The sequence below is a fragment of the Streptomyces sp. NPDC005811 genome (assembly GCF_040630405.1).
In the GTDB taxonomy this organism is placed as follows: domain Bacteria; phylum Actinomycetota; class Actinomycetes; order Streptomycetales; family Streptomycetaceae; genus Streptomyces.
Genome location: NZ_JBEXXK010000056.1, coordinates 65,623 through 79,025, shown reverse-complemented (window position 1 = coordinate 79,025; position 13,403 = coordinate 65,623). Strand labels below are relative to the sequence as shown.

Sequence of the window (13,403 nt, the reverse complement as noted above, 5' to 3'; positions counted from 1 at the left end):
TTCAGCACGAACGTGTTGCCGCACGCGATGGCCATCGGGAACATCCACATCGGGACCATCGCCGGGAAGTTGAACGGCGTGATGCCGGCGACGACACCGAGGGGCTGGCGGATGGACGAGACGTCCACCCGGCTCGCGACCTGCGTCGACAGCTCGCCCTTCAGCTGCACGTTGATGCCGCAGGCCAGGTCCACGATCTCCAGACCGCGGGCCACCTCGCCGAGCGCGTCGCTGTGCACCTTGCCGTGCTCGGCGGTGATCAGCTCGGCGATGGCGTCACGGTTGGCGTCCAGCAGCGCGCGGAAGCGGAACAGGATCTCCGTGCGCTTGGCCAGCGAGGACTGGCCCCAGGAGACGTAGGCGTCCTGGGCGGCCGCGACCGCCGCGTCGACCTCGTCGACCGTCGCGAACGCGACCTTGGTGGTGACCGCGCCGGTCGCCGGGTCCGTGACCGGACCGAACGTGCCCGACGCGCCTTCGACGGGCTTGCCGCCGATCCAGTGGTTGACGATCTTCGTCATGACCGAGTACTCCTTCACAGATGGCGGCGTCGGGTGGAGACGTGCCGTTCGTACAGCTCTCGTGCCTTCACCGCGGACGATCGGGTCGCGGTCTCGGCGACAGGTACATCCCACCAGGCCTGCGCGGGCGGCGGGCCCGACACAGTGTCGGCCGTTTCGGTCTCCACGTAGACACAAGTGGGAGTGTCGGCGGCGCGCGCCTCGGCGAGGGCCTCGCGCAGCTCACGGACGGTCTTCGCGCGCAGCACGCGCATGCCCAGGCTCGCCACGTTGGCGGCCAGGTCGACGGGGAGCGGCGCGCCCGAGAACGTGCCGTCCTCCGAGGTGAAGCGGTAGGCGGTGCCGAACCGCTCACCGCCGACGGACTCCGAGAGTCCGCCGATCGAGGCGTAGCCGTGGTTCTGCACGAGCAGGATCTTGATCGCGATCCCCTCCTGCACGGCCGTCACGATCTCCGTCGGCATCATCAGATACGTACCGTCGCCGACCAGCGCCCAGACGTTCCGCTCGGGCGCGGCCATCTTCACTCCGATGGCCGCCGGGATCTCGTACCCCATGCAGGAGTAGCCGTACTCCAGGTGGTACTGGTCCCGGGAGCGGGCGCGCCACAGCTTGTGCAGATCGCCGGGGAGCGAGCCGGCCGCGTTGATGATCACGTCGGACTCGTCGGCGAGGGCGTCGAGCGCGCCGAGGACCTGCGGCTGGGTGGGGCGGGCGTCGGGCTCCTCCGCCTCGTAGCAGGCGTCGACGCGCTGCTCCCAGCGCTCCTTGTCCTCGGTGTACTCGGTGACGTACGCGTCCGCGACCCGGTGCCCGTGCGTCCGCAGGGCCGCCGTCAGCTCCGCGAGGCCGCTGCTGGCATCCGCGATGAGTGGCTGTCCGGAGAGCTTGTGGCCGTCGTAGGCGGCGATGTTGAGGTTGAGGAAGCGCACCCCCTCGCCCTGGAACAGGGTGTTGGAGGCGGTGGTGAAGTCGGTGTAGCGGGTGCCGACGCCGATGATCAGGTCCGCGGTGCGGGCCAGTTCGTCGGCGGTGGCGGTGCCGGTGTGGCCGACGCCGCCCACGTCCTGGGGGTGGTCGTAGCGCAGGGAGCCCTTGCCGGCCTGGGTGGAGGACACCGGGATGCCGGTGGTCCCGGCGAACTCGGCGAGGGCCTCCTCGGCGCGGCTGTGGTGGACACCGCCGCCCGCGACGATCAGGGGGCGCTTCGCCGCGCGGATCGCCCGGACCGCCTCGGCGAGTTCGGTCGGGTCCGCGCCCGGGCGTCGGACGACCCAGGTGCGCTCGGCGAAGAACTCCTCCGGCCAGTCGTACGCCTCGGCCTGCACGTCCTGCGGCATCGCGAGGGTGACCGCGCCCGTCTCCACGGGGTCGGTGAGGACCCGCATGGCCTGGAGGGCGGCCGGGATCAGCGCCTCCGGGCGGGTGACGCGGTCGAAGTACTTGGACACCGGGCGCAGCGAGTCGTTGACCGACACATCGCCCGCGTACGGCACCTCCAGCTGCTGGAGCACCGGGTCGGCGACGCGGGTGGCGAAGATGTCGCCGGGCAGCAGCAGGACCGGGAGGTGGTTGACGGTGGCCAGGGCGGCGCCGGTGACCAGGTTGGTCGCGCCGGGGCCGATGGACGTCGTCACCGCGTGGGTGGAGAGCCGGTTCGACTGGCGGGCGTAGCCCACGGCCGCGTGCACCATGGACTGCTCGTTGCGGCCCTGGTGGAACGGCATGTCGTCGCCGTACTCGATCAGCGCCTGGCCGAGGCCGGCCACGTTGCCGTGCCCGAAGATGCCCCAGGTGGCGCTGATCAGCCGCTGCCGTACGCCGTCGCGTTCGGTGTACTGGGCGGCGAGGAAGCGCACCAGGGCCTGGGCCACTGTGAGCCTGATGGTCATCGGTAACCCTCCGTGTGGTCCGGGTGGAAGCAGATCCGCCACTCGCGGTTCTCTCCGGGGCCCGCCATGACGTTCAGGTAGTACATGGCGTGGCCGGGCTGGGCGATCGACGGGCCGTGCCACCCGTCGGGGACGAGGACGGCGTCACCGGAACGGACCTCGGCGAGGACCTCGGAGCCGCCCTCGCGGGAAGGGGACACGCGCTGGTAGCCGAAGCCGTGCGGGCCGTCGATCTCGAAGTAGTAGATCTCCTCGAGCTCGGCCTCCTCGCCCGGCCGGTGCTCGTCGTGCTTGTGCGGCGGGTACGAGGACCAGTTGCCGCCGGGGGTGATCACCTCGACGGCGATCAGCTTGTCGCACTCGAAGGCGTCGGCGGAGGCGAAGTTGCGGACGTGCCGCAACTGGGTGCCGCTGCCGCGCTCTTCGACGGGGACCTCCGGCGCGGGGCCGTAGCGGGCGGGGAGTTGTCGCTCGCACTTCGCTCCTGCCAGGGCGAAGCGGCCTCCCGCGCCGGAGGCGATCGTGACCCGGGCGTCGCGGGGAACGTACGCGAAGTCGGAGACCGACGCGAACACGCTTTCCCTGCCCAGGAGTTGGAACTCGTTCTCGTCTGTTTGCACGGTACATCCACCTTCGAACGGAAGCACGATCCACTCGCTCTCACCGGTGGTGAGGGTGTGGCTGCCGCCCGGGGCGAGCTCGATGATCCTCAGACTGCTGTAGGTCCAGCCGGCCCGCTTCGGGTCGATGTCGAGGACGTGGTCGGCGTCGGCGGTGGTGCCGCGCGGCACGTACAGGCTGTTGTTCGTCATGCGGCCCTCACAGCAGTCCTACGGCGGTGTCCACGGCGGCGGCGACGTTCCCGTCCGCCGGGTACAGCAGCGAACGGCCGACCACCAGGCCCCGGACGGTGGGGAGTTGCAGCGCCCCGCGCCACTTCTCGTACGCCCCGTCCTGGTCCTCGCCGACCTCGCCGCCCAGCAGGACGGCGGGGAGGGTGGAGGTCGCCATGACCTCGGCCATGTCGTCGGGGTTGTCGGTGACCGGGACCTTCAGCCAGGTGTAGGCGGAGCTGCCGCCCAGGCCGGAGGCGATGGCGATCGACTTGGTGACGGCCTCCGCGGAGAGGTCGTTCCTCACCTTGCCCTCGGGGGAACGGCTGCTGAGGAACGGCTCGACGAACAGGGGCAGCCTGCGGGCCGCCATGTCGTCGATGGCCCGGGCCGTGGTCTCCATGGTGGTCAGGGAGCCCGGGTCGTCGTAGTCGATCCGCAGGAGCAGCTTGCCGGCGTCGAAGTTCAGCCGCTCGATGTCCTCGGCGCGGTGGCCGGTGAAGCGGTCGTCGAGCTCGAACACCGAGCCCTGGAGACCGCCGCGGTTCATCGAGCCCATGACGACCTTGCCGTCGAGGGCGCCGAGCAGCAGCAGGTCGTCGAGGATGTCGGCGGTCGCGAGGACGCCGTCCACACCGGGCCGGGACAGCGCCAGGATCAGGCGTTCCAGCAGGTCGGCGCGGTTGGCCATGGCCAGCTTGTCGCCGCCGACGCCGAGCGCGCCCCGGGCGGGGTGGTCGGCGGCGACGATCATCAGCCGGCCGTTGTCGCCCAGCAGCGGGCGGCGGGGGCGGCGGGCGGCGGCCTCGGCGATCGCCTCGGGCCGCTCGGCGCGCAGCCGGACGAGTTCGGAGATGTCGACGGTCACAGGACGGCCCCTGCCTCGACGGCGGCCTCGATCTCGTCGACGGTCGGCATCGCGGAGGAGCACTCCAGACGGGAGGCGACGATCGCCCCGGCCGCGTTGGCGTGCCGCATGATCTGCTCCAGGTCCCAGTCGGCGAGCAGGCCGTGGCAGAGGGAGCCGCCGAAGGCGTCACCCGCGCCGAGGCCGTTGAGGACGTTCACCGGCAGCGGCGGGACCTCGGCGGACTCACCACTGGCGTGGACGGCGAGGACCCCCTTGGGGCCCTGCTTGACGACGGCGAGCTCGACGCCCGCGTCCAGCAGCGCCTGGGCGGCGGCCCGCGGTTCGCGGACGCCGGTGGCGACCTCCACCTCGTCGAGGTTGCCGACCGCGACGGTGGTGTGCTTGAGGGCCTCGGCGTAGAACGGGCGGGCCGCGTCCGGGTCGGTCCAGAACATCGGGCGCCAGTCGAGGTCGAAGACCGTGGTGCCGGCCTTGGCGCGGTGCGCGAGGGCGGCCAGGGTCGCCGTGCGGCTGGGCTCCTCGCTCAGGCCGGTGCCGGTGATCCAGAAGATGCCGGTCTCGCGGATGGCGTCGAGGTCCAGCTCGTGGGCGTCGATCTCCAGGTCCGGGGCCTTGGGCTTGCGGTAGAAGTACAGCGGGAAGTCGTCCGGCGGGAAGACCTCGCAGAAGGTGACCGGCGTCTGCAGGCCGGGCACCGGGGTGACGTACCGGTCGTCGACGCCGAAGCCGCGCAGGGCCTCGTGGAGGTACGTGCCGAAGGGGTCGTCGCCGGTGCGGGTGATCACGGCGGTGGACCGGCCGAGGCGGGCCGCGGCGACCGCGACGTTGGACGCCGAGCCGCCCAGGAACTTCCCGAAGGACGTGACCTGCGGGAGCGGCACCCCCGTCTGCAGCGGATAGAGGTCCACCCCGATCCGCCCCATGGTGATCAGGTCGTACGCCATCGAGTTCGCGTTCCCTTCGTGTCGGCCCGGTCCGGTCGGACCCGGCGCCGTGTCGGCTCTCCACGGCTTTGTAGTCCGGTCCCGGGCACCCTGTCAATAGTTTGTCCAGACATTCGGACCAGGCCTTGACACCCCTGAGGAGAGCCCGCACGCTGGCGCTCATGACGTCGTTGTCACCTCAGTCACCGCAATCCTCACTTTCCCGCATCCGGATCGGATCGGCCCCCGACAGCTGGGGCGTCTGGTTCCCGGACGACCCGGTACAGGTCCCCTGGCAGCGCTTCCTCGACGAGGTCGCGCAGTCCGGCTACGAGTGGATCGAACTGGGCCCCTACGGCTATCTGCCGACCGACCCGGCCGTCCTCACCGAGGAGACCGCCAGGCGCGGCCTGAAGGTGTCGGCCGGCACGGTCTTCACCGGGCTCCACCACGGCGAGGCCGTGTGGGAGAAGACCTGGGCGCACGTCGCGGACAACGCCGTGCTCGCGCAGGCGATGGGGGCGAAGCACCTCGTCGTCATCCCGTCCTTCTGGCGGGACGACAAGACCGGTGAGGTGCTGGAGTCCGACACCCTCACGCCCGAGCAGTGGCGCAACCTCACCACGCTGACCGAGCGGCTCGGCAAGGAGGTGCGGGAGCGGTACGGGCTCCAGATCGTCGTCCACCCGCACGCCGACACCCACATCGACAGCGAGGAGAACGTCGTCCGCTTCCTGGACGGCACCGACTCCGACCTCGTGTCGCTGTGCCTGGACACCGGGCACTACGCGTACTGCGGCGGCGACAGCGTGAAGCTGATCGAGACGTACGGGTCGCGGATCGGGTACCTCCACCTCAAGCAGGTGGACCCGGAGATCCTCGCCGACGTGAAGGCCAAGGGCACGCCGTTCGGTCCGGCCGTGGCGCAGGGTGTGATGTGCGAGCCGCCCGCGGGTGTGCCGGCGCTCGGGCCCGTGCTGGAGGCGGCGGGGAAGCTGGACGTGGATCTGTTCGCGATCGTCGAGCAGGACATGTATCCGTGCGAGCAGGACAAGCCGCTGCCGATCGCTCAGCGGACGCGGGCGTTTCTTCGGTCGTGCGGGGCGTAGTCGTCGCCCACTGAGGTGGTGGGGGCGGTGCGCGCGTGCGGGTCGTGTGTGGCTTGTCGCGCCCACGCGGCGGAGCCGCATATCGATACAGCCCCGCGCCCCTTAACGGCACTGCCCTGACGTAGGACCATGGGTGCCCATGACTGCTCGCGCGGTACGCACCCGGTCCGAACAAGGGCCCTGGGGATCCTGGGAGTTCGCGAGCGCGGCTCCCCATCCCCGGCTGCGGCCCGGCGTGATGAGTTATCGCGGCATCCGGCTCGCCCTGAACCGGCCCCGGCGGCGGCTCGAAACGCCCATCGGGGCCTCGACCCTGTTGCTGGGGTTCGATCAGCCGGTCCGGATCTCGCGGGCCGGGCGCGATCCGGACACCTTGGTGTCCGTGTACTGCGGGCCCACCACCACGCCCGCCGTCGGGGAGCACGGCGGGCGGGTCTCGGGCGTCGAGGTGCTGCTGGCGCCCTGGGCCGCGTTCACCCTGTTCGGGACACCGCAGCACGAGCTGGTCAACCGGACCGTCGATCCCGACGCGCTGCCGCACGCTCTCGCCACACCCCTGCGGGAACTCGCCGCCGCGCTGGCCGCGCTGCCCTGCTGGGCGGAGCGGTTCGGGCTGCTGGACGAGGTGTTCGCCCGGTGGTGGGAGGCGGGGGTGCCCAGTTCCGAACGGGTGGTGCGGGCCTGGTCGCTGCTGGTGCGCACGGGGGGCGCGATCCCGGTGCCCCGGCTGGCCGAGGAGGTCGGCTGGAGCGTACGGCACCTGGAGAGCCGGTTCCGGGAACAGATCGGGCTCGGCCCCAAGGCCGCGGCGCGGGTGCTGCGGCTGCAACGCGCCCGCCGGCTACTGGCGGCCGGCCGCAGCGCGGCGGAGACGGCCGCCCAGTGCGGCTTCTACGACCAGGCCCATCTCAGCGGTGAGTTCAAGGCGATGACGGGCTGCACGCCGAGGGAGTTCGCCCAGGCCAGACGGTCGCCTGCGCCGGCCTTCCCGGCGGCGGACCGGATGAGCGGGGAGGCGACCAGCCTGGTGCTGCCGGCCCGGCCGGGCGATTGGTCCGTACCGGGTGCGCATTTTTCCAAGACCCGGCGGGTTGGCTGAATACAGGCTGGGTCCTGCCCGTTGATCCGGTTGTCCCGGGGGGATGGCGGGGACGGAGTGGGGCCGGGCCTGTCGCAGCGGGCCCGGCCCACCTCTGTGCCGGGCCCCGGCACGGCTGTCAACGCGCCACTCCCAGACGTCCCGCACATACCTTCGCGTCACCTTCGTCACAAATACCTCCCCCCTGTCACGCATGTCCCGCCTACGCGGGTCTTCTGTCACACACGGTCTACAGCCGTGTTCGTACAGTCACTCTGCGTCGTTCACCGGGCACAGGCTTGGTGATCGCCAGCGCAGCGCCGGGCTCCCCCGGGCGGCCTCCCGGCCGCCACCCCCGCGCGCGCAGGGAGGTGCAACGCATGACCGACCGAAGGCTGTGGTCCTACAAGGAGATCGCGGCGCACATCAAGGTGCAGCCGGACACCGTACGGTCCTACCGCAAGCACGGACTCCTCCCCCCGCCCGACCGCGTCGACGGCGGGAAGCCCTACTGGTTCGCCGCCACCGTCCACGCCTGGGCCGCCGCCCGTCCCGGCAACCGCGGACGCAGATCCGACTGACCTCCTCCCCACCCCATACCCCACGTGCCCCGCCCTCGCGCGGGGCACGGTGCCGTCCGTCCTCATCCCCTCCTCAGCTCCACGGCTCGATGACCGTGACCCCGGAACCGGGCGCCGTCCCCATCTCCGCCAGCGCCCGCGGTACGGCGTCCAGGGTGATCGTCGAGGTCACCAGGAGGTCGGGGCGCAGCACCCCGGACCGGACCGCCTCCAGCATCGCGGGGTAGGTGTGCGCGGCCATGCCGTGGCTGCCGAGGATCTCCAGTTCGAGGGCGATGGCACGGGCCAGCGGGACGGGGGTGGTGCCCTCGGGCGAGGGCAGCAGCCCGACCTGGAGATGCCGGCCCCGGCGCCGCAGTCCGTTCACCGAGGCGGCGCAGGTGGCCGGGGAGCCGAGGGCGTCCAGGGAGAGATGGGCGCCGCCGCCGGTGAGGTCACGGACCGCCGCCGCCGTGTCCGCCACGTCCCGCGCGTCCAGGCACTCCGCCGCGCCGAACGTCCGCGCCAGCTCCAGCGCCCGCGGCGACACGTCCACCGCGACCACCCGGGCCCCGCTCGCCGCGGCGATCATCACCGCGGACAGGCCGACCCCGCCGCAGCCGTGCACCGCGACCCACTCCCCCGCCGCGACCCGGCCCTGCTGCACGACCGCCCGGAACGCGGTGGCGAACCGGCAGCCGAGGGAGGCGGCGGTGCCGTAGGAGAGGTCGTCCGGGATCGCGACCAGGTTCACATCCGCGTGGTCCAGGGCCACGAACTCGGCGAAGGAGCCCCAGTGCGTGAAGCCGGGCTGGGTCTGGCGCTCGCACACCTGGTGGTCGCCGGCCGCGCAGGACGGGCAGCTTCCGCAGCCGCACACGAAGGGGACGGTGACGCGGTCGCCGGGGCGCCAGCGGGTGACGCCGGCGCCGATCTCCTCGACGGTCCCGGCCAGTTCATGGCCGGGGACGTGCGGGAGGACGATGTCGGGGTCGTGGCCCGTCCAGCCGTGCCAGTCGCTGCGGCAGAGGCCGGTGGCCTCGACCCGGACGACGACTCCGTGAGAGGCCGGGTGGGGGTCGGGTACCTCGCGGACCTCAGCCGGTGCGCTGAACTTCTCGAAGACCACTGCTCGCATCTGGGCTCCCGTCGCCGTTGTCGTCGCCGCTTTCGTCTGCGGGTCCATCGTGGCTGGTCGGGCAGTTCCCCGCGTCCCTAGGGGGGTGCACATCTCCCTCGCTGAGTCCGAACCGTGCGTGGAACCTGCGCAGGGGCGCCGGGGCCCACCACGTCGCCCGGCCCGTCAGGCGCATGATCGCCGGGACCAGGAGGCTGCGGATCACCATCGCGTCCATCAGGACCGCGAGGGCGATGCCCAGGCCGAGCATCTTGGTGTTGGTGACCCGGGAGGTGCCTATCGCGACCATCACCACCGCGAGGATGACCGCCGCCGCCGTGATCAGCCCGCCCGTGCGCTGGAGGCCGAGGCGGACCGCGCGCTCGTGGTCGCCGGTGGCGTCGTGCTCCTCCTTGATGCGGGACAGCAGGAACACGCCGTAGTCCATGGAGAGGCCGAAGGCCACGCAGAACATCAGGACGGGCAGGGTGGTCTCGATGGAGCCGGGGCTGGTGAAGCCGAGGAGGCCGGAGAGATGGCCGTCCTGGAAGACCCAGACCACGGCGCCGAACATCGCCGTCAGGCTGAGCGCGTTGAGCAGCACCGCCTGGAGCGGGATCAGCACGCTGCCCGTGAGGAGGAAGACCAGCAGGAGCGTGACGACGGCGACGAAGGCTCCCGCCCAGGGCAGTTGTGTGCCGATCGCGTGCTTGGAGTCGACCAGGACGGCCGCCGTGCCGGTCACCTTGGTGTCGAAGGGGGCCTTCAGGGCGCGCAGGTCGCCGACCAGGTGCTGGGCCGGGTCGCCGACGGCCTCGCCCTCGGGCTGCACGGTGAAGTACGCCGTGTCGCCCTTGACCAGCGGGCCGTCGACCTGGACCACCGCGGGGAGAGCGACGACGCGTGCCTTGTAGGCGGTGTACTGGGCCTCGGTCGCCTTCCCCTCGGCGAGGATCTCCAGGCCGCCGCCGGGGCTGCCCGGGAAGCCGTCCCTGAGGTGCTGCTGCACCACGTGGGACTCGGCGGAGGAGGGGAGCTGGCGGTCGTCGGCCGTGCCGAACTTCACGCCCAGGAAGGGCAGTCCGAGGAGGACCAGGACGGCCGTCGTCCCCAGGGCGAAGAACGGGGCCCGCCGCATGACCAGGTCCGCCGCGCGGGCCCAGCCCCTGCCGCCCTCGGCGGCCCCGGCGCCCGCGGTCCTCGGTCCTCGGCGGAACGCCCGTCGCAGGTCGAGTGCGTTGACCCGGTCGCCCAGCAGGACGAGGGCCGCCGGGAGCAGGATCAGGGCGGCCGCGGCGGCCAGCAGGACCACCGCCATGCCGGCGTAGGCGAAGGAGCGCAGGAAGTACTGGGGGAAGACGAGCATCGCCGCGAGGGAGACCGCGACCGTGAGCGCGGAGAACAGGACCGTGCGCCCGGCCGTGCGCAGGGTGGTGGTGATCGCGCCGAGCGGTTCGGCGCCCGTGGAGAGTTCCTCGCGGAAGCGGCGGACGATGAACAGGGCGTAGTCGATGGCGAGGCCGAGGCCCAGGGCCGTGGTCAGGTTCATCGCGAAGACGGAGACGTCGGTGAAGGCGGTGAGGCCGCTGAGGACCGCGTTGGTGCCGAGGATCGCGACGATGCCGATGCCGAGCGGCAGCAGGGCGGCGACCGCGCTGCCGAAGACCATCACCAGCAGCACCAGGGTGATCGGCAGGGCGATCAGCTCGGCGCGGGTGAGGTCCTCCTGGATGGTGGTCTGCATCTCGTGCCGCACGGCGACGATGCCGCCGATCCTGACCTTCACCGGGCCCTGTTCGCCCCGGTAGGAGGGGGCGATGCGGTCGAGGGTCTCGCCCATGGTCTTCTCGTCGCCCGTGATGCGGGCGGCGATCAGCGCCTCATGGCCGTCCTTCGCGCGCAGGCCGGGTGCCGTCGAGGGATCGGCGGCCCAGTAGGAGCCGACGCCCACGATCCCCTTCTCGGCGGTGAGCCGGGCGGTGAGCCGGGCTGCTTCGGCCCGGACCGCCGGGCTGTCCACCGAGGCGTCGCCCGCGTCGACGAGCAGCAGCAGATTGGGCTGGGACTCGGGGAACGCGCGCTCCAGCGCCCTGGTCGCGTACGTGGACTGCGCGTCCGGATCCTCCCAGCCGCCGCTGCCCAGCCGGTCGGCGACACCGCTGCCGGCCAGCACGGCGAGCACGGTGAGCACCAGGGCCGCGAGCAGGGTCAGCCTCGGCCTGGCGGTCACGAGGCGGGTCCATCCCCCGGGGCGGGGTGGGCTGTTGACTTCGGTCATCGTGCGGTGTCCCCTTCACCCTGCAAGCAGTCGTGAAAACCGTAAAATGGCAAACACGAGATAGCGCTCGCGTTTCTGATCCCAAGAATGCGAGCGACCTCTCGCGTTTGTCAACCGCGTTCGAAGAGCTGGGGATAACCGCGTGCCCGAGAACCAGGAGAAGGAACAGCCGCGCCGCCGTCAGGCGCGCGGGGAGCGGCGCATCGCGCAGCTGCTGGAGGCCGCGGCCACCGTCTTCACCACCACCGGCTACACCGCCTCCAGCACCAACGCGATCGCCCGCGAGGCCGGCGTCTCACCGGGCACGCTGTACCAGTTCTTCCCGAACAAGGAAGCGATCGCCATCGAGCTGGGCGACCGGCTCATGCACCAGATGCGGGAGGCCTACGGCGAGGCGCTCGCCCCGGTCGACCCCGCGACGCCGGTCGAGGAGGCCGTGGGGGCGGCCGTCGACCGGTTCATCGCCTTCAACTGCGACCACCCGGTGTTCTTCGCCCTGATGCACGGCCCCGACGTCCCGGGCCGGATGACCGAGGAGCACGACGCGCTGCACGCGACCCTCCTCTCCCGCATCGAGGAACTGCTCGCCTCGTTCCTGCCCGACGCGCAGCCCGCCGACCTCACCCGCACCGCCCACATGTGCCTGGGCCTGTACAAGGCGGGCCTGGAGCTGGTCCTGGGCCACGAGGGCGCCGAGCGCGCGGCGTACGTCCAGGAGCTGAAGAACGTCCTGATCCGGTATCTGCAACCACTGGTCGGCGAGCAGCCGGCCCGCACCCCCGCGGCCACCGCGACCCCCTAGGCCGTGACCGCAGCCGGGCCCGCCGCCCGGACGGCCCTCCTCCGGACGACCGCCCCGGACTGCGATGCGGGACATAGCTACATAAAGTGCCGGTAAATCCGCTCCGGGTGCACGCCCCTGCCCGGAGCGACCCTTGACGACGAGGGGATTTGCCGTGACCCACTCCCCGCCGCCCGGCGCGCCCCGGGCCCGTATCCCCGGACCGCAGCAGCCCCCTCCGTCGGCCCCGCGGATCCGGGCCGGACTGTGGAAGCGCTGCCTGGGCGGCGGGCTGCTGCTGTGGGCGCTCACCGCGCTCGTCACGTACGCCACCGCGAGCACCGCCCTGCTGCCGACCCTGATCCTGCTCGGCAGCTTCCTCGTCCCGGTCTCCTTCGTGCTGTGGGCGTACGAGCGGCACGGGCGCGACCTGGGCGTCGGCCCGATCCTCGGCTGCTTCCTGACCGGCGGCACGCTGGGCGTGCTCGGCGCGTCCGTGATGGAGTCCCACCTGCTGCACCCCTCGCTGTGGATGTACGTCGGGGTCGGGCTGGTCGAGGAGGCGGCGAAGCTCGGCGCGCTGATGTTCGTGCTGCGCCGGCAGACCCGGCTGCGGGGCCTGCGCGCCGGGGTGGTGCTGGGCGCGGCCGTCGGCTTCGGCTTCGCCGCCCCGGAGAGCGCCGGGTACGCCTTCGACGCGGCCGTCTCGACGGTCGGCATCGACCTGGGCGCACTGCTGGAGACCGAGATCCTGCGCGGGGTGCTCGCCCCCTTCGGACATGGCCTGTGGACGGCGGTCGCGGGCGGGGTCCTGCTGGAGTACCGCCGTCCGAACGGGCGTTTCCCGTTCGCCGCGCCCGTCCTCGGCACCTGTGCCGGCGTCGCGCTGCTGCACGCTCTGTGGGACTCCACCCACGGGATCGCGATCTGGCTGGTGGCCCGGCTGACCGCGGGCGGCCTGGACCGACGGCTCTTCGCCGAGGGGTACATCCCGCGGCCGACCACGGAGCAGCAGCATCTGCTCACGCTGTTCTCGGTCGGCGCGACGGTGCTCGTGGCCCTGCTCGGGGTGGCCTGGGTGCGCTCGCTGGCACGCCAGGACCCTTCTTGGAGAAATACCCCCTAGGGGTATAGTGTGGAGCCACTGGGAGACCTCTCAGGTTCCCCGGCGACCCCATCCGCCTCCCTCAGGAGAACGACATGACCGCATCGACCGACACCGCGGGCTCCGTCACCACCGTCTACCAGGTGAGCGGCATGAGCTGCGGCCACTGCGAGGGCTCCGTCTCCGGCGAGATCTCCGAACTGCCCGGGGTCGCCTCCGTCAAGGCGGTCGCCGCCACCGGCGAGGTCACCGTCGTCTCCGCCGCCCCGCTCGACGACGAGGCCGTGCGCGCCGCCGTCGACGAGGCCGGTTTCGAGCTGGCCGGCCGGGCCTGA

At 72.0% G+C, this 13,403-nt stretch carries 13 protein-coding genes; 6 read left to right on the top strand and 7 right to left on the bottom strand.

Going from position 1 to position 13,403, the window contains the following annotated elements; translation table 11 throughout:
• The 5 genes from ABZ490_RS41635 to iolC all read right to left on the bottom strand — a co-directional run.
• Positions 1-521 (bottom strand): aldehyde dehydrogenase family protein (locus ABZ490_RS41635; RefSeq protein WP_359002717.1); only part of this gene is annotated, 521 nt, incomplete at its 3' end.
• 14 nt (positions 522-535) lie between these two features.
• A complete protein-coding gene (gene iolD / locus ABZ490_RS41630) occupies positions 536-2,413 on the bottom strand; it encodes a 3D-(3,5/4)-trihydroxycyclohexane-1,2-dione acylhydrolase (decyclizing) (protein WP_359002715.1) in 1,878 nt (625 codons plus the stop codon).
• Positions 2,410-3,225: a 5-deoxy-glucuronate isomerase gene (gene iolB / locus ABZ490_RS41625; protein WP_359002713.1), complete on the bottom strand. Its 816-nt coding sequence runs from the start codon at positions 3,223-3,225 to the stop codon at positions 2,410-2,412. Before iolB ends, iolD begins: the two co-directional genes overlap by 4 nt.
• Positions 3,226-3,232: 7 nt before the next feature.
• A complete protein-coding gene (locus ABZ490_RS41620) occupies positions 3,233-4,114 on the bottom strand; it encodes a deoxyribose-phosphate aldolase (RefSeq protein ID WP_359002711.1) in 882 nt (293 codons plus the stop codon).
• Positions 4,111-5,061, bottom strand: coding sequence for a 5-dehydro-2-deoxygluconokinase (gene iolC / locus ABZ490_RS41615; RefSeq protein WP_359002709.1), 951 nt, complete (start codon positions 5,059-5,061; stop codon positions 4,111-4,113). The genes ABZ490_RS41620 and iolC overlap by 4 nt, the downstream gene beginning before the upstream one ends.
• A gap of 161 nt (positions 5,062-5,222) precedes the next feature.
• Here iolC and ABZ490_RS41610 point away from each other — a divergent pair, with 161 nt between their 5' ends.
• From ABZ490_RS41610 to ABZ490_RS41600, 3 genes are all read left to right on the top strand, one after another.
• Positions 5,223-6,149 carry a sugar phosphate isomerase/epimerase gene (locus tag ABZ490_RS41610; RefSeq protein ID WP_359002707.1) on the top strand — a complete coding sequence of 309 codons (927 nt, stop codon included), beginning with the start codon at positions 5,223-5,225 and terminating at the stop codon, positions 6,147-6,149.
• Between the two features lie 139 nt (positions 6,150-6,288).
• Entirely contained in the window at positions 6,289-7,248 is a 960-nt protein-coding gene (locus ABZ490_RS41605) for a helix-turn-helix domain-containing protein (protein WP_359002705.1), read from the top strand.
• A 359-nt stretch (positions 7,249-7,607) separates the two neighbouring features.
• Entirely contained in the window at positions 7,608-7,808 is a 201-nt protein-coding gene (locus ABZ490_RS41600; protein ID WP_359002703.1) for a MerR family DNA-binding transcriptional regulator, read from the top strand.
• Between the two features lie 73 nt (positions 7,809-7,881).
• On the opposite strand, the gene ABZ490_RS41595 is transcribed toward ABZ490_RS41600, so the two are convergent.
• Positions 7,882-8,925, bottom strand: a complete 1,044-nt coding sequence (locus ABZ490_RS41595) for a zinc-dependent alcohol dehydrogenase family protein (protein WP_359002701.1) — start codon at positions 8,923-8,925, stop codon at positions 7,882-7,884.
• Entirely contained in the window at positions 8,885-11,182 is a 2,298-nt protein-coding gene (locus ABZ490_RS41590) for an MMPL family transporter (protein ID WP_359002699.1), read from the bottom strand. Before ABZ490_RS41590 ends, ABZ490_RS41595 begins: the two co-directional genes overlap by 41 nt.
• Positions 11,183-11,324: 142 nt before the next feature.
• On the opposite strand from ABZ490_RS41590, the gene ABZ490_RS41585 reads away from it, so the two are divergent.
• The 3 genes from ABZ490_RS41585 (at position 11,325) to ABZ490_RS41575 (ending at position 13,403) form a co-directional block, all read left to right on the top strand.
• Positions 11,325-11,984, top strand: a complete 660-nt coding sequence (locus tag ABZ490_RS41585; protein ID WP_359002697.1) for a TetR family transcriptional regulator — start codon at positions 11,325-11,327, stop codon at positions 11,982-11,984.
• 154 nt (positions 11,985-12,138) lie between these two features.
• A complete protein-coding gene (locus ABZ490_RS41580; protein WP_359002695.1) occupies positions 12,139-13,089 on the top strand; it encodes a PrsW family intramembrane metalloprotease in 951 nt (316 codons plus the stop codon).
• 74 nt (positions 13,090-13,163) lie between these two features.
• Positions 13,164-13,403, top strand: coding sequence for a heavy-metal-associated domain-containing protein (locus ABZ490_RS41575; protein WP_359002693.1), 240 nt, complete (start codon positions 13,164-13,166; stop codon positions 13,401-13,403).